The 22,318-nt window shown below is 41.0% G+C and carries 16 protein-coding genes; 8 read left to right on the top strand and 8 right to left on the bottom strand.

From position 1 onward, the window contains the following. The first annotated feature begins 15 nt into the window (after nt 1-15). Nucleotides 16-618: a flavin reductase gene (locus tag MOZ64_RS00255; RefSeq protein ID WP_320324619.1), complete on the top strand. Its 603-nt coding sequence runs from the start codon at nt 16-18 to the stop codon at nt 616-618. A gap of 60 nt (nt 619-678) precedes the next feature. Here the strand turns inward: MOZ64_RS00255 and gltX are convergent, their stop codons facing one another. Then, nucleotides 679-2,142: a glutamate--tRNA ligase gene (gene gltX, locus MOZ64_RS00250; protein ID WP_320324618.1), complete on the bottom strand. Its 1,464-nt coding sequence runs from the start codon at nt 2,140-2,142 to the stop codon at nt 679-681. Nucleotides 2,143-2,225: 83 nt separating this feature from the next. Here gltX and MOZ64_RS00245 point away from each other — a divergent pair, with 83 nt between their 5' ends. The 3 genes from MOZ64_RS00245 (at nt 2,226) to MOZ64_RS00235 (ending at nt 4,336) form a co-directional block, all read left to right on the top strand. Further along, the gene (locus tag MOZ64_RS00245) at nt 2,226-2,666 is read left to right on the top strand and encodes a hypothetical protein (protein WP_320324617.1); all 441 of its coding nucleotides are present in this window, start codon (nt 2,226-2,228) and stop codon (nt 2,664-2,666) included. 106 nt (nt 2,667-2,772) lie between these two features. Next, entirely contained in the window at nt 2,773-4,020 is a 1,248-nt protein-coding gene (locus MOZ64_RS00240; protein WP_320324616.1) for a Y-family DNA polymerase, read from the top strand. Beyond that, nucleotides 4,010-4,336 carry a YolD-like family protein gene (locus tag MOZ64_RS00235; protein ID WP_320324615.1) on the top strand — a complete coding sequence of 109 codons (327 nt, stop codon included), beginning with the start codon at nt 4,010-4,012 and terminating at the stop codon, nt 4,334-4,336. The genes MOZ64_RS00240 and MOZ64_RS00235 overlap by 11 nt, the downstream gene beginning before the upstream one ends. A 32-nt stretch (nt 4,337-4,368) precedes the next feature. Here MOZ64_RS00235 and MOZ64_RS00230 read toward each other — a convergent pair whose 3' ends face one another. Continuing rightward, nucleotides 4,369-4,527, bottom strand: a complete 159-nt coding sequence (locus MOZ64_RS00230; protein ID WP_128519364.1) for a rubredoxin — start codon at nt 4,525-4,527, stop codon at nt 4,369-4,371. 117 nt (nt 4,528-4,644) lie between these two features. Here MOZ64_RS00230 and trkA point away from each other — a divergent pair, with 117 nt between their 5' ends. Beyond that, entirely contained in the window at nt 4,645-6,003 is a 1,359-nt protein-coding gene (gene trkA, locus MOZ64_RS00225) for a Trk system potassium transporter TrkA (protein WP_320324614.1), read from the top strand. Then, a complete protein-coding gene (locus MOZ64_RS00220; RefSeq protein WP_320324613.1) occupies nt 5,987-7,516 on the top strand; it encodes a TrkH family potassium uptake protein in 1,530 nt (509 codons plus the stop codon). Before trkA ends, MOZ64_RS00220 begins: the two co-directional genes overlap by 17 nt. Nucleotides 7,517-7,562: 46 nt before the next feature. On the opposite strand, the gene purF is transcribed toward MOZ64_RS00220, so the two are convergent. The 5 genes from purF to MOZ64_RS00195 form a co-directional block, all read right to left on the bottom strand. Continuing rightward, nucleotides 7,563-8,978: an amidophosphoribosyltransferase gene (gene purF, locus MOZ64_RS00215; RefSeq protein WP_320324612.1), complete on the bottom strand. Its 1,416-nt coding sequence runs from the start codon at nt 8,976-8,978 to the stop codon at nt 7,563-7,565. Nucleotides 8,979-9,079: 101 nt separating this feature from the next. Next, nucleotides 9,080-10,534: a glutamate synthase subunit beta gene (locus tag MOZ64_RS00210; RefSeq protein WP_320324611.1), complete on the bottom strand. Its 1,455-nt coding sequence runs from the start codon at nt 10,532-10,534 to the stop codon at nt 9,080-9,082. Between the two features lie 11 nt (nt 10,535-10,545). Next, nucleotides 10,546-15,006 (bottom strand): glutamate synthase large subunit, encoded by a 4,461-nt coding sequence (gene gltB / locus MOZ64_RS00205; protein WP_320324610.1) that lies wholly within the window; start codon nt 15,004-15,006, stop codon nt 10,546-10,548. A gap of 11 nt (nt 15,007-15,017) precedes the next feature. After that, nucleotides 15,018-16,601, bottom strand: coding sequence for an asparagine synthase B (gene asnB, locus MOZ64_RS00200; protein WP_320324609.1), 1,584 nt, complete (start codon nt 16,599-16,601; stop codon nt 15,018-15,020). A 10-nt stretch (nt 16,602-16,611) separates the two neighbouring features. Then, nucleotides 16,612-18,696, bottom strand: a complete 2,085-nt coding sequence (locus MOZ64_RS00195; protein WP_320324608.1) for a glutamine synthetase III family protein — start codon at nt 18,694-18,696, stop codon at nt 16,612-16,614. Between the two features lie 195 nt (nt 18,697-18,891). Between MOZ64_RS00195 and MOZ64_RS00190 the strand changes: the two genes are divergently transcribed. Next, nucleotides 18,892-20,046, top strand: a complete 1,155-nt coding sequence (locus tag MOZ64_RS00190) for a glutamine synthetase family protein (RefSeq protein WP_320324607.1) — start codon at nt 18,892-18,894, stop codon at nt 20,044-20,046. A 12-nt stretch (nt 20,047-20,058) separates the two neighbouring features. Beyond that, on the top strand, nt 20,059-20,628 hold the full coding sequence (locus MOZ64_RS00185; protein ID WP_320324606.1) for an ANTAR domain-containing response regulator: 570 nt from the start codon (nt 20,059-20,061) through the stop codon (nt 20,626-20,628). 13 nt (nt 20,629-20,641) lie between these two features. On the opposite strand, the gene pyrG is transcribed toward MOZ64_RS00185, so the two are convergent. Next, entirely contained in the window at nt 20,642-22,243 is a 1,602-nt protein-coding gene (gene pyrG / locus MOZ64_RS00180; RefSeq protein WP_320324605.1) for a CTP synthase, read from the bottom strand. Nucleotides 22,244-22,318: the final 75 nt, after the last annotated feature.

Here is a 22,318-nt window from a genome sequence, read left to right as displayed (position 1 = left end):
GAAAGGAGGAGAACAATGAATCTCGATGTAATGAAAAAGCTCAGTTATGGTTTGTTTGTATTGACAGCTCGTGATGGTCAAAAAGATAATGGCTGTATCATCAATACGGCTGTTCAAGTGGCGAGTGAACCCAACACCATTTCGATTTCGGTCAATAAAGCGAATTATACCCATGATATGATCCTAAAGACGGGTCAATTTAATGTATCCATCTTAAGTGAGCAGGCGAAGTTTGATACATTTTCGCATTTTGGCTTCCAAAGTGGACGAGATGTCGATAAATTTGCGGAAGTTTCTATTTCTCGTGCGGAAAATGGCATAGCAATCATTCATACGGATCAAACCAATGGATATCTTTCTGGAAAAGTGATCCAAGCCATTGATCTGGGCAGTCATACTTTATTTATTGCCACCATCGAAGATGGAGATGTATGGGACGATACCCCTTCGGCTACGTACGCCTATTATTTTTCGAACATCAAACCAAAACCGGAACCAAAAAAACGCAAAGGCTGGATCTGTACGATTTGTGGGTACATCTATGAAGGCGAAGTATTGCCAGACGACTTTATTTGTCCGGTTTGTAAGCATCCGGCATCGGATTTCCGACCATTATAAGGAACTGGAAAAATTCCAGTTCCTTTTTTCAAAAAAACAGGAGCGGATGCTCCTGCAAGCTTAATTTTGTAGATCCTTTTCCAATCGATCGATACCCACTTGGATACGACGTAAGCTTTCTTCTTTTCCTAAGACATACGCAATCTCAAAGGCGCCTCCTGGAGTGGCACGTTTACCGGAAAGAGCGGTACGAATCGGCCATAAAACAACGCCATTTTTTACCTCCAATTGTGTTGGTAATTTCATCATTTCTTCACCAATCGCATCGACACTATCCCATTGATCAAAATCTTTCAATAAATCATAAGCGGCTTTTAAGGAAACAATGGATTTTTCTTTGGTTGATTTCTGACGTTTATGTTTATACATCTCCAAATCATAATCTTCTGGCAAAGCTTCAAAGAAATCGATCATTTCGGTGATTTCATCTTGATCAAAACGATCAATTCGAGATTGGATCAATTCCGCAATATAAGCTAGATCCAAATCTTTGGTGATGACTTTCTTTAAATACGGCTCTACCTTTTGATAGAAGGTTTCCTTTGGCATTGCTTTGATGTATTCACTATTCATCCAAGTGAGTTTATCAATATCAAAGATGGCTGGACGCTTGGAAATACGATGTGTATCAAATATTTGGATCAATTCATCCATAGAGAAAATTTCTTGATCATTTTCTGGTGACCATCCCAATAAGGCAATATAGTTAATGATGGCTTCGGGTAAATAGCCTTTGGCAACTAGATCTTGGAACGAAGCATCGCCATTTCGTTTGGATAATTTATGATGTTCATCTTTCATGACGGGTGGCACATGGACATAGATGGGACGTTCCCATCCAAAGGCATCATATAAAAGATTGTATTTTGGAGTAGATGATAAATATTCATTGCCACGAACGACATGACTGATTTCCATTTGGTGATCATCAATGACATTCGCAAAGTTATAAGTCGGGAATCCATCGGATTTGATCAATACTTGTTCATCCAATAAATCGCCATCGACTTCAATATGGCCATAGACTTCATCATCAAAATCTTGGGAACCCACATGATCGATGGTTTGGCGAATGACATAAGGTTGACCTGCATCTAATTTGGCTTGGATTTCTTCGGGTGTCAAGTTCTTGCATGGATCATGAAAAACAAAAGATTCACCTTGTTCTTGTCGTTGCTTCTCAATGTCTTCTTCACTGCAGAAACAATAATGGGCTTTCCCTAATTGGATCAATTCTTCGGCATAGCCTTTATACATAGGCAATCGTTCACTTTGAATATAAGGACCATAATTGCCACCGATATCGGGGCCTTCATCCCAATTCATGCCTACGCTTTTCAGGGTATCATAGATGATTTCGGTTGCTCCTTCTACTTGTCGAACCTGGTCGGTATCTTCAATTCGAAGAATAAAATCACCATTGTCATGTTTGGCAATCAAATATTCGAATAAAGCTGTTCGTAAATTACCAATATGCATATATCCCGTTGGACTGGGAGCAAATCGTGTACGCGTTTTTTTCATATCAATTTCATCCTCTCGATGTTTCTATTCTACTCTAGAACGCGCATTCTTTCAATCCATCCGAACAACTGGAAATTGGCAGGATGGATAGATATAATGGAACCATGAGACCAAATAAAACCGCGTCCTTGATCTTAGGATTTGCGTCGACATTATTAGTGATTGCCTTTTTTATCATTACGTATACGCATGATCAAAAAGTAAAGGAACATACAGCCAATTCATTTCGCTTTGAAAAAGAAACGTTTGTCGTCAAGGGAACGGCGTCTTCCGATAAGATTGCGTATACATCCATTCAAGAGCTGGATCTTGTTGATCAAGTAGCCATGGATGATCCGCTTCAAATGGATTATTTTAATGGAGAAGCTGACACCAAAAAGTATGGGAGCGTACGGTGTTATGTATATGTGCACCAAAAACCGTTTATCATCATTCAAACCCAAAAACGGATCTTTGTGATCAATGATCATAGTGAAAAAGCCACAAAACAATTGTATGGAAAAATACAAGATAAAATGAAATAAAAATGCACAAATGTCTTATTTTTTACTCTAGTTGCATAAAAGTTGCATAAAAAGATGGAAATCCATCTTTTTTTTCTTATAATAAAGCTATAAAGAGGACACAGATATGTATTTATGTATTGATTTAAAATCTTTTTATGCATCCGTAGAATGCAGTGAAAGAGGATTGGACCCTTTTGCGGTGAATTTAGTCGTGGCCGATCCAATGCGTGGAAATGGGGCTTTGTGTATGGCCATCACACCAAAAATGAAGACATTGGGAGTGAAAAATCGTTGTCGCATCTTTGAGATTCCCCAGGGCATGGATTATATCGTGGCCAAACCACGGATGCGATTGTATATGGAATATGCAGCCAGGATCTATAAGATTTTTCTAAACTATGTAGCCAAAGAAGATATTCATGTGTATTCCATTGATGAATCGTTTTTAAATATTGAACCCTATATGAAATTATATGGTCTATCTCCCAAAGCGTTGGCGAAAAAGATCACGGATGCGATTTTCGAACAAACGCATATTACGGCTACTGTTGGGATTGGGACCAATTTATATTTGACCAAAGTAGCACTGGACATTCTTTCCAAACATGTACCCGATAATATGGGGTATTTGGATGAAGGTCTGTATCAAAATATATTGTGGCATCATAAACCCTTGACCGATTTTTGGCGAATTGGACCCGGCCTCAGTCGTCGATTGGCGAGCCTGGGTATTTTTGATATGTATGATCTAGCCCATTATCCGGAATCGATTTTATATCAGGTTTTTGGGATCCAGGCCGAATATTTGATTGATCATGCATGGGGCAAAGAACCAACGACGATCCAAGATATCAAAGCGTATCATTCACAGGCGCATTCGATTTCCAATAGTCAAATTTTGTTTGAAGATTATTCGTATCAAGATGCGTATTTGATCGTCAAAGAAATGGTAGATGTCAATGTATTGCGATTGGTCGATGAACATTTAGTGACCAATCGGATCGCATTATATGTGGGATATTCTAAAAATTGTCGCAAAGCTTCTTCGGCAACTACCAAAATTACGAATTGTACCAATTCCTATCGAATCTTATTGGCTGAATTTAAACGATTGTATCAACGAATCGTGGATCCGCACTATCCCATTCGTCAAATTGGTTTGTCTTTTTGTGATGTCAAGGATGAAAGATATGAAAGTTATGATTTGTTTACGGATCCAAATACCATTGAAAAAGAAGCATCGGTCCAAAAAGCCATTATTGAAATCAAACAAAAATATGGAAAGAATGCCATTTTAAAGGGCATGAATCTGGAAGAAAAAGCAACGGCTCGAAAGCGAAATTTGTTGATTGGAGGGCACAATGCCCAATAAAAATCGAGCAGCTATCTTTCAATCGTTTGATTCTTTAAAGGGCTTAAAAGAATTATTGGCGCAACAAGAGAAGATCATTGTGAAACCAAAGATCTTGGATGAAGATGCAAGAGATGAATTGGATCGGCAAATTCATTTGATCCAACCAGGCATGATCGTATGTATTACGTATTACGATGGCCAACATTATATACAAAAAGAAGTCATGGTATCCAAGCTAGATCTGAATGAAAAGTATATGCAAATTGTCAAACAAAAGATCCCGCTGATCGCTATTATCGAAATGGAAGGGGTGGGACTGGAAAGACCCTTATAAAAAGATCGATCCCAATGGATCGATGCTTTTCTTTATTCACTTTTTGAGAATTGGTCTTTACCAACGCCACATAATGGACAAGTAAAGTCAGCAGGAAGATCTTCCCATTTTGTGCCTGGAGCAATACCATTGTCTGGATCACCTACAGCTTCATCATATGTCCATCCACATACGTCACATGTATATTTCATCTTTTATTTCCTCCTTATCTTTACTATACAAAAAAATTTGGTCTTTGGCTATATATATGCCTCGATACAAAAATTAAGAAATATGGTATAATTAGCAAACTACGGAGGGAAAAAGCAATGCAAATAACGGTAGTAGGGGGAGGCAAAGTTGGATTTACTTTGGCTTCACAACTCGAGAAAGAGGGACATGACATTGCCATCATTGACAATCGTTTGAAAATTATAGAAAAATGTGCCGATCAATTGGACGTTCTTTGTATCCATGGAAATGGTGCGAATGTAAATACATTAAAAGAAGGAAACATCGAAGAAGCCGATATGATGATTGCGGTGACCGGCAGTGATGAAGTGAACTTGATTTGTTGCATGTTGGCAAAAAAATTAGGTGTGAAAAACACCATTGCCCGTGTTCGAAATCCGGAATATGTCAATTCCATTGAATTATTAAAAGATGAATTGCATCTTTCCATGAGCATCAATCCAGAACGAGGGGCCGCTCGTGAAATTGTCCGTTCTTTACATTTTTCACAAGGTGTACATGTCAGTACCTTTGCGAAAGGACGCGTTGAGATTGCCGAGATCATCGTGGGCGAAAACAGTTTGCTTTGCGATGAAAAAGTCCGCTCGATTGGCTCACGCCATCATGGTACCGTATTGATTTGTGCTGTCAATCGAGGCAAAGAGGTTATCATTCCAGATGGCGAATTTGTGATCCAAAAAGGCGATCGTATCTCTGTGATTGGAACGACCCAACATATTGAATCCTTCTTGATTACTACCGGTGTTTCCGAATATCGGAATTTCAATGAAATCATGATCGTTGGCGGTGGAAGGATCACCTATTATCTAACCAGCATGATGTTAGGTATGAATATTCGTGTCAAGATCATTGAAAAAGATCCGGAAAAATGCCGTCAATTGGCCCTGCAATTTCCCGAAGCCAATGTGATCCTTGGCGATGGAACCGATCAAGAATTCTTATTAAGTGAGAATTTAACGACGATGGATGCATTTGTCGCATTGACCGACAATGATGAAGAAAATGTTATTATTTCCATGTTTGCCGCCAGTCAAGGCGTTGAGCGTGTCATGCCAAAGATCAATCGAATGTCTTTAGAATTTTTGTTGGAAAAATTCGATATGTGCAATTCGGTATCGCCAAAATATATTACAGCGAATCGAATCGTTCGGTATGTGCGGGCAATGCAGAATGCGGTTGGATCCAATATTGAATCTTTGATCACATTAAATGAAAATACCGTCGAAGCCTTGGAATTTCGGGTTCGGAAAAATTGTAAATTTATTGGGATCCCATTAAAAGATCTGACATTTAAACCAGGCATATTGATTGGCTATATTTCGCATCATGGTCATCCTGAAATTGCTAATGGAAATAGTTCGGTGCAATTGGATGATACGATCGTAGTGGTTAGTTCAATTCCAAAGTTGAGGGATTTAAATGATGTCTTGGCTTAAATATGAATTTCGAAAATTAAATTGGCGTGTCATCGTTAATGTGATCGGATATGTTTTATTGGCATTGGCCGGTTTATTGGTGGCTCCATTGATTTGTGGTTTGATCTATCATGAAGATATTTCATCCTTTGTGATCGTGATCATCCTTTCCTTGCTTCTTGGCTTACCTTTTTCACGTGTAAAAGTCAGTCATGCCTCGTATTTTGCCAGGGATGGATTGATGGCGGTGGGCCTGTGTTGGATCGTTTTATCCATCATTGGCGCTTTGCCTTTTTATCTGTCGGGTACGATCCCGCATTATATGGATGCTTTATTTGAAGCCGTATCCGGCTTTACGACCACGGGATCCAGCATTTTAAAAGAAGTGGAGTCCTTACCAAAATGTATGTTGTTTTGGCGAAGCTTCACCCACTGGATCGGTGGTATGGGAATCTTGGTCTTTGTCTTAGCCATCTTACCCAAATCCAATGATCGTTCGATGCACATCTTACGGGCGGAATCACCAGGTCCCGTCATTGGCAAGTTGGTTCCACGATTGCGCCAAAGTGCCATGATCCTATACTTAATGTATATGGGATTGACCATCATCGAGGTCATCCTCTTGGTCATGGGGCACATGCCGCTTTTTGATTCCTTATGTAATACCTTTGGTTCTGCCGGGACCGGTGGTTTTAGTGTGACCAATCAAGGAATCGGGGAATATCATAATGCCTATTATGAATGGGTCATTGGTATTTTTATGGCCTTATTTGGGGTGAACTTCAACTTTTACTTTTTCTTAGTGATCCACGATTTTAAAAACGCCTTTAAGATGGAAGAAGTCAAGAACTATCTATATGTCATTTTGGCATCCACGGCATTGATCACGATCAATATATTATCCATGTATAACTACGATGTCGTTCGCTCCATACGCTTAGCCTTCTTCCAAGTATCCAGCATCATCACGACCACAGGCTATTCATCCTGTAACTTTGATTTATGGCCGACCTTCTCTAAGATGGTCTTATTGTTGTTGATGGTATTGGGCGCTTGTGCCGGATCGACCGGAGGCGGTGTGAAAGTAAGCCGAATGATGATCGTGGTTCGTCGAATCAAAGCGGATATTCAACGAAGCGTACACCCACAAAAAGTAAAAGTGATCACTTTTGATGGAAAGGCTGTCCCTGAAAAAGTGGTCAATCAGATCATGAGCTATTTTGGCTGTTACATATTGATCATGGGAATTTGTTTCTTTTTGGTTTCCATTGACGGCTTTGATATGGAAACGACCATTTCTGCTTGTGTTTCATGTCTTGGCAATATTGGTCCTGGATTTAAACTGGTTGGTCCCTTTGGAAATTTCCATGCCTTTAGTGATTTATCAAAATTGGTCTTGTCTTTGGCCATGTTGATTGGTCGTTTGGAAATTTTCCCAATCCTTATTTTCATTGCACCATTGATTGGTCATGGACATAAGAAAAAGAAACGCGCTAAAGAATCCATTTATTTATACGATGAAAACAACATCTAAGCGATGTTGTTTTTTTATGAAAAAAAGATCGACCATGAAGGTCGATCTATTCTTGATCTTGTAGAGGTTGTTCAAACCGATTTTTCGCTGTACTGCTTGGTACGGCCGTTGGATAATTGCCAGAAAAACAAGCATCACAATATTGATGATGACCAATCAATTGATACAGTTGATCCAAAGGTAAATACTCCAAAGAATCGGCATCAATGATCTTACAAATTTCGGACACACTGTGATGACACGCAATCAAGTTTTCTTTTGAATCAATATCGGTACCATAGAAACATGGATTTAAGAAAGGGGGAGCAGAAATGCGGACATGGATCTCTTTGGCACCTGCATCTCGCAATAAGCGGACGATTTGTGCCGAAGTTGTACCACGAACGATCGAATCATCGATCAATACAATGCGTTTTCCCTTGATCTCACTGGAAATCGGATTCAATTTGATATGTACCTTATCAATCCGTGAATCTTGACCAGGGGAAATAAACGTACGACCAATGTACCGATTTTTCATAAAGCCCATAACATAAGGGATAGCGGATGCTTGACTGTAGCCAAGGGCAGCATCCAATCCTGAATCCGGTACACCAACGATGGCATCGGCCTCGACTGGACAGCTTTCCCATAATACTTCACCGGCTTTTTTACGTGCTTCATGAATGGAAATTCCATCAATGACAGAATCTGGCCGGGCAAAATAAATATATTCAAAAATACAAATATGTTTCTGTTTTTCATGAATGTGGTGACGATAACTTTGTACACCATTTTGATAAAAGACCAACATTTCACCTGGTTCCAAATCACGGATGAAATGGGCATTCACAACATCAAGAGCACAGCTTTCACTCGCAACTACATACGTTCCATCATCGCATTGTCCATAACATAAAGGACGGAATCCATAAGGATCACGGACCGCGATCATTTTCGAAGGAGACATAAATAATAACGAATAGGCACCTTCTAATTGATCCATGGTACGGCGAATGGCTTCTTCGATGGATCCTGTTTTTAAGCGTTGTTGCGTGACTAAATACGCAATTGTTTCTGTATCTGCGGTTGTATGGAAAATGGCACCACCCAATTCCAATTGATTGCGCAATTCATAGGCATTGGTCAAATTACCATTATGAGCCAAGGCCAAAGGACCCTTTTGATGGTTCACTTCCAAGGGTTGTACATTGGCACGATTTGTTGCGCCGGTTGTACCATAGCGACAATGTGCAATGGCCATTTTTCCTTGCGGTAAAGAAGCTAAATCATTTTTATGGAAAACATCACTGACTAGACCTAGATCTTTTTTGGAATAGAATAAGCCATCTTGATTGACAACAATGCCGCAACTTTCTTGTCCACGATGTTGCAGGGCATACAGGCCATAATAAGCCATTTTCGCTACATCCATGGGTTGTTTCGCATAGACACCAAAGACACCACATTCTTCATGTATCATAAATTTCTCCTTTAAAGACAAAAAGTCGAGCACCCAAATACATTTGTGTACCCGACACTTTGTCGTTTACGAACACATTATCAACGACAAAGTTTTTTTTGTCAAGCATCGATACTTGAATATCCCATCAAGTATGTATCGACTTCTTTTGCGGTTTTTTTGCCTTCCGCAATGGCCCATACGACCAACGATTGACCACGACGGCAATCGCCAGCTACAAAGATATGTTCATCTTTGGTCTGATGTTTTTCATTGGTCGCAAAGACATTTCGTGGGGTCATCTCCAAATGGAAATCTTTTCTGATCGTATCTTGTACGCCCACAAAACCAGCCGCAATCAATAATAGATCACAAGGCAAGGTCTTTTCGGAACCTTTGACATTTTGTAACTTGCCATCTTTGAATTCGACTTGAACAGTTTTAACAGCGGTTAATTGACCATCTTTTTGAATGAATTCTTCAATGGTCGTTTGATAAATACGAGGATCATGACCAAATTGATAAATGGCTTCTTGTTGACCATAATCGGTCTTACAAACCTTTGGCCATTCGGGCCATGGATTGCTGGCGGTTCTGGTATCCGGTGCTTTTGGCATCATTTCCAATTGCGTAATGGATTTACAACCATGACGAATACAAGTACCCACACAGTCATTTCCGGTATCGCCCCCACCAACAACGATTACATGTTTGTTCTTGGCACTGATATAAGGTGAATCCGTTAATAGATGCTTGGTGTTTTGACTTAAGAAATCCACCGCAAAATATATGCCTTTCGCATCACGACCTGGGCCCTTCAGATCACGTGGCTCTTTGGAACCCGTACAAAGTACGATCGCATCGTATGCTTTTTCCAAATCTTTTCGTTTGATATCTTTTCCTACTTCGGTATTACAGATGAATTTAATACCTTCTTTTTGCATCAAGGTGATCCGACGTTCTACATAGGTCTTATTGAGTTTCATATTTGGAATACCAAACATCAATAAACCACCGGGATAACTATCTCGTTCATAGACGGTGACTTGATGACCACGCTGATTCAAAAGATAAGCCACGGTCAATCCCGCCGGACCGGCGCCAATGACAGCTACTTTCTTTTCGGTATGGACAGTTGGGATTCGCTCTTTCATCCAGCCATGCTCATAGGCATATTCAATAATGGCTTTTTCATTATCATGACAAGTCACGGGTTCGCCATCAAAACCATTTAAGCATGCCTTTTCACAAAGGGCAGGACAAACCCGACCTGTGAATTCCGGGAAGGGGTTTGTCTTAAATAAACGGGCAAACGCAAAGTCCATTTGATTTCGATAGATGGCATCGTTCCATTCTGGAATCAAATTATGAAGTGGACATCCGGTGACCATACCTTTTAATTCCATGGCCGATTGACAATAGGGAGATCCACAGTTCATACAGCGTGCTGCTTGTTGACGACGTTTCTCTAAAGGAAGATCTTGTTGGAATTCTCGGAACGTTTGAATTCGCTCTTTTTCATCCATCCAAGGATTCGCTTGACGTTCATATTCTAAAAATCCTGTATATTTTCCCATACGTCATCCTCCTAATCGTACAATTGCTCAAAGGCTTTGATTTGAGCTTCTTCATGATTGTAGCCTTTATCTTCTAATGTTTTGATCATTTTTGAGATCTTTGCGAAATCCTTTGGCACGATCTTTTTAAATTGAGCTAGGGAAGCATCAAAATGGGCTAAGATTTCTTGTGCGATCTCGGATTGTGTCATTTCGACATGTTCTTTTAAAATGGCTTCTAACGTTTCGATATCGTTTTTCATCGATATTGGTTCCATGGAAACCAAGGTTGGATTCAATTGTTGATAGAGCTCATGATCTTTATCCCATACATACGCAATACCACCACTCATACCAGCCGCAAAGTTTTTACCCGTTTTTCCTAAGATAACCGCGGTACCGCCAGTCATATATTCCAAGCCATGGTCGCCACAACCTTCACAAACGGCTATAGCTCCGGAATTTCGAACACAGAAACGTTCACCGGCAATGCCGCGAATGAAGGCTTTACCACTGGTTGCGCCATACAAAGCTACATTACCAATGATCACATTGTCTTGGGCAACCAATGGACTGGCTGATTGGGGACGAATGGCCAAGATACCACCACTGAGGCCTTTTCCAAAATAGTCATTGGCATCACCATGGACGGATAAGGTTTCGCCTTTTGGCAAGAATGCACCACAAGATTGACCAGCACCCCCACGGGCAACGATCTTGAAGGTATTGTCTTTGTAAGGTCGATGTTGTTGCGTAATGGTCGAACCCAACAAGGTACCCAAGGTACGATTGGTTGATGAAATCTCGATGGATACGGTTTTTGGTTCACCTGATTTCAATGTTTCTTGGAAAGCGGGGATCAATACTTTTGCATCGACGGTGCGATTCAATTGTGGATCCACTTTCTTTTCGAAATGGACAGGTTGTGGCTTACGTAAGATGGCGGCATAATCCAACATATTTTGACGCGCATTGGATGAGGTACGTACTTTTAGACATTCACTATGACCAACCATTTCATCCACGCTGTGAAAACCTAATTGAGCCATGATCTCCCGTAGTTCTTGGGCAATAAATTCCATAAAATGCATGACATATTCAGGTTTTCCTTTGAATCGTTTTCGTAATTCACTATTTTGGGTCGCAACCCCAAATGGACATGTATCCAAGTTGCATACACGCATCATGCGGCAGCCCATGGTTACCAATGGGGCGGTCGCAAAACCGAATTCTTCAGCCCCTAATAGACAGGCAATGGCTACATCACGACCACTCATCAATTTTCCATCGGTCTCGATGGCTACGCGATCTCTTAAGCCTTGTTCCACTAAAGCTTGATGGGTTTGAACCAATCCTAATTCCCATGGCAATCCGGCATGATGGATCGAGCTAATTGGCGCTGCACCTGTACCACCATCATAACCAGAAATCAAGATGACATTGGCACCAGCTTTGGCCACACCACACGCAATCGTACCTACACCACCTTCGGAAACAAGTTTTACAGAGATACGTGCTTGATCATTCGCATTCTTGAGATCATAGATCAATTGGGCCAGATCTTCGATCGAGTAAATATCATGATGAGGTGGTGGGGAAATTAAGGCAACCCCTGGTGTCGAATAACGAGTTTTCGCTACCCACGGATAGACTTTACGGCCAGGTAGGTGACCGCCTTCTCCTGGTTTTGCGCCTTGGGCCATCTTGATCTGGATTTCTTTGGCAGAAACCAAGAATTCACTGGTTACGCCAAAACGACCGGAAGCCACTTGTTTGATGGCACTGTTTTTGATCGTTCCATAACGAGAAGGCATTTCGCCACCTTCACCCGAATTGGATTTTCCACCCAAGCGATTCATCGCAATGGCCATACAAGTATGGGCTTCTTCAGAAATTGATCCATAACTCATAGCACCGGTCTTGAAGCGTTTCACGATGTTTTCAACCGGTTCTACTTCTTTTATATCAATGGGTTTGCGATCAGAAACAAACGCAAAATTGGAACGTAACGTATGCGGATCATCGGGATCATTGACCCTTGCGGTATATTCTTTAAACAAAGCATAATCATTGGTTTGGGTAGCACGTTGCAACAAGACAATCGTTTTTGGATCATACAAATGCGATTCTTTATTAGCACCGGAACGGTTCTTATGGAAACCAGGACTATCCAAAGTTGTATCGCTAGCCAATCCCAATGGATCAAAGGCTTTATCATGATGATAAGCCAGGTCTTCTTCGATTTCTTTTAAGCCAATACCACCGACTTCATTGATCGTATTGGTGAAATATTCATCCACTAAGTCTTGGCTGAGACCAATGGCTTCAAAGATCTGTGCCGACTGATAAGACTGCAACGTAGAAATACCCATCTTGGAAGCAATTTTAACGATGCCATTCATGATTGCTTGGTTGTAGTCTTTGATGGCTTGGTAGACTTCAAAATCCAACATGTCTTTCTCGATCATTTCTTGAATGCATTCATGAGCCAAGTATGGATAGATGGCTGTGGCACCGAAACCTAACAAACAAGCAAATTGATGAACATCTCTTGGTTCGCCTGATTCCAAGACAATGGAAATGGCCGTTCGTTTTTTGGTACGAACAAAGTATTGATCGACTGCCGAAACGGCTAACAAGCTTGGGATGGCCATATGATTTTCATCAACACCACGATCGGAAAGGATCAAGATCGAGGCGCCATGACGATAGGCGCGTTCACATTCGATAAATAAATGGTTAAGGGCTTCTTTTAAAGGCATACCACGATAGAACAATAAGGAAATGACTTCATTTTTAAAGCCTTTTTTATCCAATTCCAAAATTTTCTGCATGTCACGCTCATCGAGGATCGGATTATTGATTTCCAATACCCGGCAGTTTGTATCTTTTTCTTGCAGGATATCGCCACTGGCACCAAGATAAACCGTTGTATCGGTTACCACTTTTTCACGTAAACTATCCATCGGTGGGTTTGTGACTTGCGCAAACAATTGTTTGAAATAATGGAACAACAATGGATGGCGTTTGCTTAAAACAGCCAATGGGATATCGGTTCCCATGGAGGCGATGGGTTCGGTTTTCTTTTCGATGGTAGGCACGATCGTTTCAATCACATCTTCATAGGTATAGCCAAAGGCTTTATACAATTGGTCTCTTTCGGTTTGCGAATACATATGGGACTTACGATCGGAAGCGGGCAGATCACGCAAATGCAGAAGATTTTGGTTTAGCCATTCGCCATATGGATTTTGGGTTGCATATGATTTCTTGATTTCTTCATTGGAAATCATACGTTTGGCTTTTGTATCCAATAATAAGATCTGTCCCGGACGCAAACGATCCTTTTTGATGATGTTTTTTTCAGGAATATCCAATACCCCGACTTCACTGGCTAAGATCAAGGTATGGTCTTTGGTCAGATAATAACGGCAAGGACGCAAACCATTTCGATCTAAGGTCGCACCGGCAATATCGCCATCGCTGAATAAGACAGCAGCAGGACCATCCCATGGCTCCATCAAGGAAGCATAATAATGATAGAAGTCTTTTTCTTTTTGATCGAGTGGTACATGTTTCCAAGGTTCGGGAATGGTGATCAAGACCGCTTTGGAAAGGGGCATCCCATTCATCATCAAGAATTCCAAGGTGTTATCTAACATTGCGGAATCGGATCCGGATGCATCGATGGCGGGCAAGATCTGGTCGCTATATTTTTCCAAGAAGGGACTGTCCATACTTTCTTCACGGGCACTCATACGTTTGAAGTTACCACGAATGGTATTGATCTCACCATTGTGTGCAATCAAACGGTTGGGATGGGCCCTACGCCAAGAAGGTGTCGTATTGGTCGAGAAACGCGAGTGAACGATCGCAATGGCACTCTTATAGGAACGGTCTTGCAGATCTTGATAAAACAAACGCAATTGATTGACCAAAAACATGCCTTTGTATACGATCGTACGACATGACAAAGAGCACACATACGTTTCAGGTGCGCTCTTTTCAAATTCTCGACGAATGATATACAACAATTGATCAAATTCTAGATCCGTCATCTTTGGATCGGGCTTCTTGATGAAGGCCTGTTCAATATATGGCATACAATCCAATGCTTTTTGACCTAAGATAGCGGGCTTACAATTCACTGTTCGCCATCCCAGTAATTGGGCATCGTGACTTTTGACGATTGTTTGAAATAAACGTTTGGCTTGATTGCGGGCAAGATAACTTTGCGGGAAGAAAAACATGCCCACCCCATATTCTCGTTGGTTTCCTAATGGAAAAGGAACTTCTTTGGAAAAGAAATCATGGGAGATCTGAAGCAAGATCCCGACACCATCTCCGACTTTACCAGAAGCATCTTTTCCAGCACGATGGTCTAATTTTTCGACGATTTTTAAGGCCGCATCGACAACGGTATGGGTTTTCTTACCATCATAATTGACAACCATACCAATGCCGCAGGCATCATGTTCTAATTGTTGATTCATAAAAATCCTTTCTATTTTCCACTATCACCATAGTTAGAAAGCACACGAGCAGAAGGATCTTCTACATCGCATCCTGGCCACGTTTTATTTGGCATCCAGAAGTCAATGATCATATCGCCTTGTCCTGGATAATATTTTTCGAAAATCTCCCGATAGAACAGGGATTCCTTTGTCGTTGGGGGGACGTGAAGATACTTTTTGCGCAATGTTTCAAATTCTTCATCGGTATATTGGCTTTCCGCATATTCGCATATGTCATCTTTTAGAGAGTGGCCGACTGCATCCGAGAAAGCGGCTTTTTCACGCATCAAGATGGAATAAGGAAGAATTTCATCTTTTTCAAAAGCATGACGAAGCAAATATTTACCTTTATTATATGTGTTTAGTTTTAATTTTGGATCAATTTCCATCACATATTGGACAAAATAGAGATCCCCAAAAGGAACGCGGGCTTCCAAAGAGTTGGCAGCAATGCAACGATCGGCACGTAAGACATCATACATATATAGTTCGCGCATCCGTTTCTTGCTTTCTTTTTGGAATTCTTCAGCATTAGGGGCAAAATCGGTATACTTATAGCCAAATAATTCATCGCTGATTTCACCGGTCAACAAGACACGAATATCGGTGTTTTCATGAATATATTTACATACCAGGTACATACCAATGGAAGCACGAATAGTCGTGATGTCATAGGTACCAAGAAGATGAATGACAGGTTCAATGGCAGCGATGACATCTTCTTTAGAAATAATGACTTCGGTATGATCCGAGCCAATATAGTCAGCCACTTGTTTCGCGTATTTTAAGTCAATGGCATCCACATCCATGCCAATCGCAAATGTACGGATGGGTTTTTTTGATAATTTGGCTGCAACGGCACAAACTAAACTCGAATCAAGCCCACCACTTAATAAGAAACCGACCGGGGCATCACTATCCAACCGTTTCAGGATACCATCTTCCAATTTATCGTGGATTTCTTGACAAATGGGTTCAATGGAACCGGTATGCATGGTTTTGGTTTCGGTAATATCGTGATAGCACACAAACTGACCATTGTAGTAATAATGTCCAGGAGGAAACGGAATGATCTTGTTCACAAATCCGACTAGGTTTTTGGCTTCGGAAGCAAAGACAATGGAGCCATTTGGGGTGTATCCGTAAAATAAAGGACGAATTCCAATCGGATCTCTAGCCGCAATGATTGCGTGTTTGGTTTCATCGTATAAAACAAGGGCATATTCTGCATCCAATTGGGCGAACATATCCAATCCATATTTTTCATACATGGGAATCAAAATTTCGCAATCACTATCGCTAGAGAATGTGTATCCATCTTGGATCAATTCATCTTTGATGGGACGAAACCCATAAATTTCGCCGTTGCAGACGATCGTCTTACCGTTAAGCTGGAACGGTTGCATACCGGCTTCACTCAAGCCCATGATGGCAAGTCTTTGGAAGCCAATCATGCCGGCTTCTACCGACAGGATGCGTTGATCATCTGGACCACGAGAATGCGTTGGTGCCAACGCTTTCTCTATGGTTTTTTTATCTACGTCTTTATCAAAATAACCCAAAATGGTACACATAATTTCCTCCTTAAATGATACCGAACAATAGTTTTCCGTAAGTAGGGAATGGCCATACTTTGGCGGATACTAATGTTTCTAATTTGTCGCATGGTTTACGTAATGCGCCCATGGCTGGTAAGATCGCATCGCGTACGTAGTTTGCGGCTTTTTCAAAGTCTTCGGTTCCTTCTAATGTTTTGACTTTTCCTTCGAGATCTTGAAGGGCAACATAGGCTTTATCTAGATAACTTGAAATTTCATCCAGATTGGCTTTTTCATATGTAGCACTGACGCCTGTTTGTTTCTTTAATGCCAAGGTATCCGCTAAGGATTGAGTATACTTAGAAACAGCAGGCAAAATATCTTTGCGGGCCATACCCACCATGGTACGTGCTTCGATCAATACGACTTTGGTGTATTCTTCCATGTTGATTTCATAACGAGAATAGACTTCTTCTTTATTCAAAACATGTTGACGTTCAAATAATTCGACATTTTCTGGTTTGATCGAATAAGGAAGGGCATCCGGTGTCGTTGGTAAATTCAATAAGCCACGAGCTTCGGCTTCACCAATCCAACTATCGTCATAACCGTTGCCGTTAAAGATGATGCGTTTATGATCTTTGATGGTTTCTTGGATCAAAGTATGTAAGGCATCTTCAAAATTATCGGCTTTTTCTAAGGTATCGGCAAATCCTTCTAGAACATCGGCTACGGCAGTATTCAACATGATGTTGCAGCCGGCAATGGATGAATTCGATCCGGGCATCCGGAATTCAAATTTATTTCCCGTAAAGGCAAATGGACTTGTACGGTTACGATCGGTCGCATCTTTTTTGATCTTTGGCAAAATATCGATACCTACACGCATGCGCTCTTGTTTCTTTTGGCCATATGGCTGATCGGTCTCGATGGCTTTTAAGACTTCCGTTAATTCATCACCCAAAAACATGGAGATGATGGCAGGAGGGGCTTCGTTGGCACCCAAACGATGATCATTACCGGCTGTGGCAACGCTCAAACGCAATAAGTCTTGATGCTCATCAACGGCTTTGATGACTGCACTTAAGAACAATAAGAATTGCGCATTATCATAAGGGGTTTCCCCTGGTTCCAATAAGTTCATACCGGTATCGGTCGATAAGGACCAGTTATTATGTTTACCCGAGCCATTGATGTAATCGAATGGTTTTTCATGAAGTAAAGCAACCATGCCATGATGCTTCGCAATGCGTTGGATCAGTTCCATGGTCAATTGGTTGTGATCGGTCGCAATGTTTGTCGTGGAGAAGACGGGCGCTAATTCAAATTGAGCTGGCGCTACTTCGTTGTGTTCGGTCTTGGCATAGACGCCCAATTTCCATAATTCGGAATTCAATTCTTGCATGAATGCTTGTACACGCGATTTGATTGTTCCAAAATAATGGTCTTCCAATTCTTGGCCTTTTGGACATGGTGCACCAAATAAGGTACGACCAGTATAAAGTAGATCTTTTCTTTGTTTATAGTCTTCGATATCGACTAAGAAATATTCTTGTTCAGGACCTACCGTTGTACGGACCATTTTTACATCTTCGTGTCCAAACAATCGTAAAATACGAAGAGCCTGGGTGTTGATGGCATCCATGCTTCGTAATAAAGGGGTCTTTTTATCCAGGGCATGGCCGGTATATGAATAGAAGGCCGTGGGGATACAAAGCACGCCATTTTTAATGAAGACAAAGCTGGTTGGATCCCAAGCTGTGTAACCACGTGCTTCAAATGTTGCACGCAAACCACCACTCGGGAAACTTGACGCATCGGGTTCTCCTTTGACTAATTCTTTACCGGAAAATTCCAAGGAAATACTGTGGTCTTTGCTTGGATTCAAGAAACTATCGTGTTTCTCTGCAGTGACTCCGGTCAATGGTTGGAACCAGTGCGTAAAATGAGTGGCTCCTTTGGATAGGGCCCATTCTTTCATTCCATGCGCAACGGCTTCCGCAATTTTTGGATTCAATGGTTTTCCTTCGCGAATGGTTTTTTCCATTTCTTGAAAGGTGTCTTTCGCAAGGTACTCTTTCATTTTTGCTTCATCAAAGACATTGGAAGCAAATACATCAGTGATTGGCATATTGTTCCTCCTTATTTTTGGATATAAAAAAACGGCGACGAAGACAGAAGAAAAGTGCATTCATCCGACTTCATTGCCGTTTCTATGTCTATTATTTTACACGGTTCGTTTCTTTTGTCAAACATATAATGAAAACATTTTACATTTCATTGAAAACAAGATGAAAATAAGGTATATTCCCATTGAGGTGAGTCTATGTATACAAAAGAAGATGTTCTTGAATTTGTTGAAGAACAAGATGTGAAATTTATTCGTTGTGCGTTCTTTGATGTCTTGGGAACGCAAAAAAACGTCTCGATACAGCCAAGCCAATTGAAACGGGCTTTTGAAACGGGCATTTCATTTGATGGCAGTGCCATCATTGGCTTTAATGATGAAAGTCATAGCGACTTGATCTTAAAACCCGATCCAAGCACCATGACGGTATTGCCTTGGCGTTCTTTAGATGGCATGGTCATTCGTATGTATTGTACGATCTATGATACGGATGGCTCGTTGTATGAAAACGATACTCGTTATTTATTGAAAAAAGCTATCCAGAAGGCAAAAGATATGGGCATATCCATTCATTTTGGGAATGAATTTGAATTTTATTTATTTGAACAAGGAACCAAAAATCCAATGGATCAAGCTGGGTATATGGATATTGCCCCGGATGATTGTGGGGAAGATGTACGCCGTCAGATTTGTTCCTATCTTTCGGCCATGGATGTGGAACCCGAAGCCAGTCATCATGAACAAGGACCGGGACAGAATGAGATTGATTTCCGCTACCAGGATCCATTGATTGCTGCCGATCATGCTGCCACTTTCCGATGGGTGGTCAAGACTGTTGCACAATCGAATGGGTTGAGTGCTGACTTTTCACCCAAACCATTGGAAGATGCACCGGGCAATGGCATGCATATGCATGTGTCCACCAATAAGAACATGGAAGAATTTTTAGCGGGCATCCTCAATCGCATCAAAGAAATTACTTTGTTTTTAAATCCGGGTGCGGATTCGTATTTGCGTTTGGGGCAACAAAAAGCACCTCGTTATATTAGTTGGGGCTATGCCAATCGAAGTGCATTGGTTCGGATTCCGGCTGTTGGTACCAAACGATTTGAATTGCGTTCTCCCGATTGTCTGGCCAATAGTTATCTAGCCTATACCGTTTTGATTTATGCGGGCTTAGAAGGTATTGAGAAACATTTAGAATTGATGGCACCTACCGATAAAAATATTGAAGTGGAGGGTGGCTTATTTGAACATTTGCCTTTATCGTTGGATCAGGCAAGAGAAATGGCTTCACATAGTGTATTTGTGAAAAAAATTATGCCAGAAAATGTCTTAAAGAGCTATTTGTAGGAGGAAAGGGCCATGCGTACGAAAGTATTTGTACTCGCGACCCATCCGATAAGATTCTCACAGATCCTACCTTCCACAGTTTATGATCCCATGGAAAGTTTTAAGAGTGTTTCGGGTCTGAAACAACAATTACGGGCACAAAGACCGGATCTATTGATCATTCAAGAGCCCATTGATGAAGGTGTTTCCTGGCGGTTAGCCTATGAATGGAAACAAGCCATTGGCTGTGAAATCTTACTGATGGTCCCGCTTCGTCAATATGATCAAATTGTTTATCAATTGAATGGGTCAGGTATCTTTGTGATTGCGGATCCATCCAGTGCGCAAACCATGTATCAAGCTTGTGAGCAATTAAGGATCAAACGAGAAGAAATTCAAAAGTATCAAGGGGAAATCGAGCGATTAAAGAAGAAGATCCGAAATGATAAATTGGTCAATCGTGCAAAATTGGTATTGATCGAGAGTTATCATTGGTCGGAAGAAAAGGCACACCATTATATTGAGCAAATTGCGATGAATAATTCCATCACAAAAGTGGATGTGGCAAAAGAGTTATTAAAAAATATGGATGAAAAAAAGTGAGATCGTCATGATCTCACTTTTTTGCGTTTTTTGAAGCAGCCACAAATCCTTTGAATAAAGGATGGGCATTATTGGGACGAGATTTAAATTCTGGATGAAATTGTACACCAATGAAGAAAGGATGGTCCTTGGCTTCAATGGCTTCGACCAATTTCTTATCGGGGCTGGTACCAACGATTGGAATGCCCGCTTCTTCAAATTCAAATCGATAGGCATTGTTGAATTCATAACGATGACGATGACGTTCTTCAATGATTTCTTTTTGGTAACATTGATGAATGTGACTATTTTGTTTTAAGCTGCATGGATAGGCACCCAAACGCATGGTTCCACCTTTGCGGATATCATTGCTTTGATCGGCCATAAAATCAATGATGGTATGTTTGCTGGTTTCATCGAATTCAAAACTGTTGGCATCTTCATAACCCAATAAGTCACGAGCCACATAAATGGCCATAATCTGCATCCCTAAACAAATTCCTAAATAAGGAATCTTGTGGGTATAGGCATAGCGAGCGGTTTCGATCATCCCTTCGATGCCGCGTTCCCCAAATCCGCCGGGAACAATGATGCCACTCACATCTTTAAAGGTATCTTCTACGTTTTCCGGTGTGATTTGTTCGGAATCGATCCAATGAATGTGTACATTGGCGCCATTGGCAAAACCAGCATGATACAAAGCTTCCGATACGGATAGATAGGCATCATGAAGTTGAACATATTTACCCACCAAGGCAATATGTACCGGTTCGGTGGCTTGATGGATGGAATCAATCAAATTTTCCCATTCGGTCAAATCGGCAGGGCGAACTTCACAATTTAATTTCTTACAAATGGTGTCGGCTAGGTGTTGTTTTTCTAGCATGAGAGGCACTTCATATAAAGAACCGAGGGTACGGTTTTCAATCACACATTCTTTTTCGACATTACAGAATAAGGAGATCTTATCTAATACGGATTGTGGAATTTGATGATTGACACGGGCAATGATGATATCGGGATTGATTCCATAGGAACGTAATTCTTTAACACTGTGTTGGGTTGGTTTGGATTTAAATTCTTGGCTTCCTTCCAAATAAGGAATATAGGTTACATGAATAAATAAGCAATTTTCGTATCCTACTTCCAAGCGAACTTGGCGAATGGCTTCCAAAAAGGGCAAACTTTCAATATCGCCGGTCGTACCACCAATTTCGGTAATCACAAAATCGGCATTGGCATGTTTACCAGCTTGATAAATGAAATGTTTGATCTCATCTGTGATATGAGGAATCACCTGAACAGTTTGTCCTAAGTATTTGCCTTCACGTTCTTTATTGATGACATTGGAATAGACTTTACCCGTTGTCAAATTGGAATATTGATGTAGATCTTCATCGATAAAGCGTTCGTAGTGTCCTAAGTCCAAATCGGCTTCTAGACCATCGTTGGTAACATAGACTTCACCATGTTGAAGGGGAGACATCGTGCCCGGATCCACATTGATATACGGATCCAATTTTTGTGAGGTAACACGATAGCCGCGACACTTTAATAAACGTCCTAAACTGGCTGCACTGATGCCTTTACCGATTCCCGAAACAACACCACCAGTTACAAATATGTATTTTGTCATGATTGACCTCCTTGTTCTCATGAAAAAATCCGGTCAGTAAAAAAACTGTCCGGAAGGGCTTCTTTGCCGAAAAAA

Origin of the sequence: Absicoccus intestinalis (genome assembly GCF_033971885.1) — a bacterium.
GTDB classification, from domain to species: domain Bacteria; phylum Bacillota_I; class Bacilli_A; order Erysipelotrichales; family Erysipelotrichaceae; genus Absicoccus; species Absicoccus intestinalis.
This window is presented reverse-complemented; position numbering and strand designations above follow the sequence as displayed.

Coding starts and splice junctions, on each gene's coding strand:
- MOZ64_RS00190 (WP_320324607.1), top strand. CDS start 18,892: ATGTATACAAAAGAAGATGTTCTTGAATTTGTTGAAGAACAAGATGTG.
- gltB (WP_320324610.1), bottom strand. CDS start 15,006: ATGAATCAACAATTAGAACATGATGCCTGCGGCATTGGTATGGTTGTC.
- asnB (WP_320324609.1), bottom strand. CDS start 16,601: ATGTGTACCATTTTGGGTTATTTTGATAAAGACGTAGATAAAAAAACC.
- gltX (WP_320324618.1), bottom strand. CDS start 2,142: ATGAAAAAAACGCGTACACGATTTGCTCCCAGTCCAACGGGATATATG.
- MOZ64_RS00245 (WP_320324617.1), top strand. CDS start 2,226: ATGGATAGATATAATGGAACCATGAGACCAAATAAAACCGCGTCCTTG.
- MOZ64_RS00195 (WP_320324608.1), bottom strand. CDS start 18,696: ATGCCAATCACTGATGTATTTGCTTCCAATGTCTTTGATGAAGCAAAA.
- MOZ64_RS00240 (WP_320324616.1), top strand. CDS start 2,773: ATGTATTTATGTATTGATTTAAAATCTTTTTATGCATCCGTAGAATGC.
- MOZ64_RS00220 (WP_320324613.1), top strand. CDS start 5,987: ATGATGTCTTGGCTTAAATATGAATTTCGAAAATTAAATTGGCGTGTC.
- MOZ64_RS00235 (WP_320324615.1), top strand. CDS start 4,010: ATGCCCAATAAAAATCGAGCAGCTATCTTTCAATCGTTTGATTCTTTA.
- pyrG (WP_320324605.1), bottom strand. CDS start 22,243: ATGACAAAATACATATTTGTAACTGGTGGTGTTGTTTCGGGAATCGGT.
- MOZ64_RS00255 (WP_320324619.1), top strand. CDS start 16: ATGAATCTCGATGTAATGAAAAAGCTCAGTTATGGTTTGTTTGTATTG.
- MOZ64_RS00210 (WP_320324611.1), bottom strand. CDS start 10,534: ATGGGAAAATATACAGGATTTTTAGAATATGAACGTCAAGCGAATCCT.
- MOZ64_RS00185 (WP_320324606.1), top strand. CDS start 20,059: ATGCGTACGAAAGTATTTGTACTCGCGACCCATCCGATAAGATTCTCA.
- purF (WP_320324612.1), bottom strand. CDS start 8,978: ATGATACATGAAGAATGTGGTGTCTTTGGTGTCTATGCGAAACAACCC.
- MOZ64_RS00230 (WP_128519364.1), bottom strand. CDS start 4,527: ATGAAATATACATGTGACGTATGTGGATGGACATATGATGAAGCTGTA.
- trkA (WP_320324614.1), top strand. CDS start 4,645: ATGCAAATAACGGTAGTAGGGGGAGGCAAAGTTGGATTTACTTTGGCT.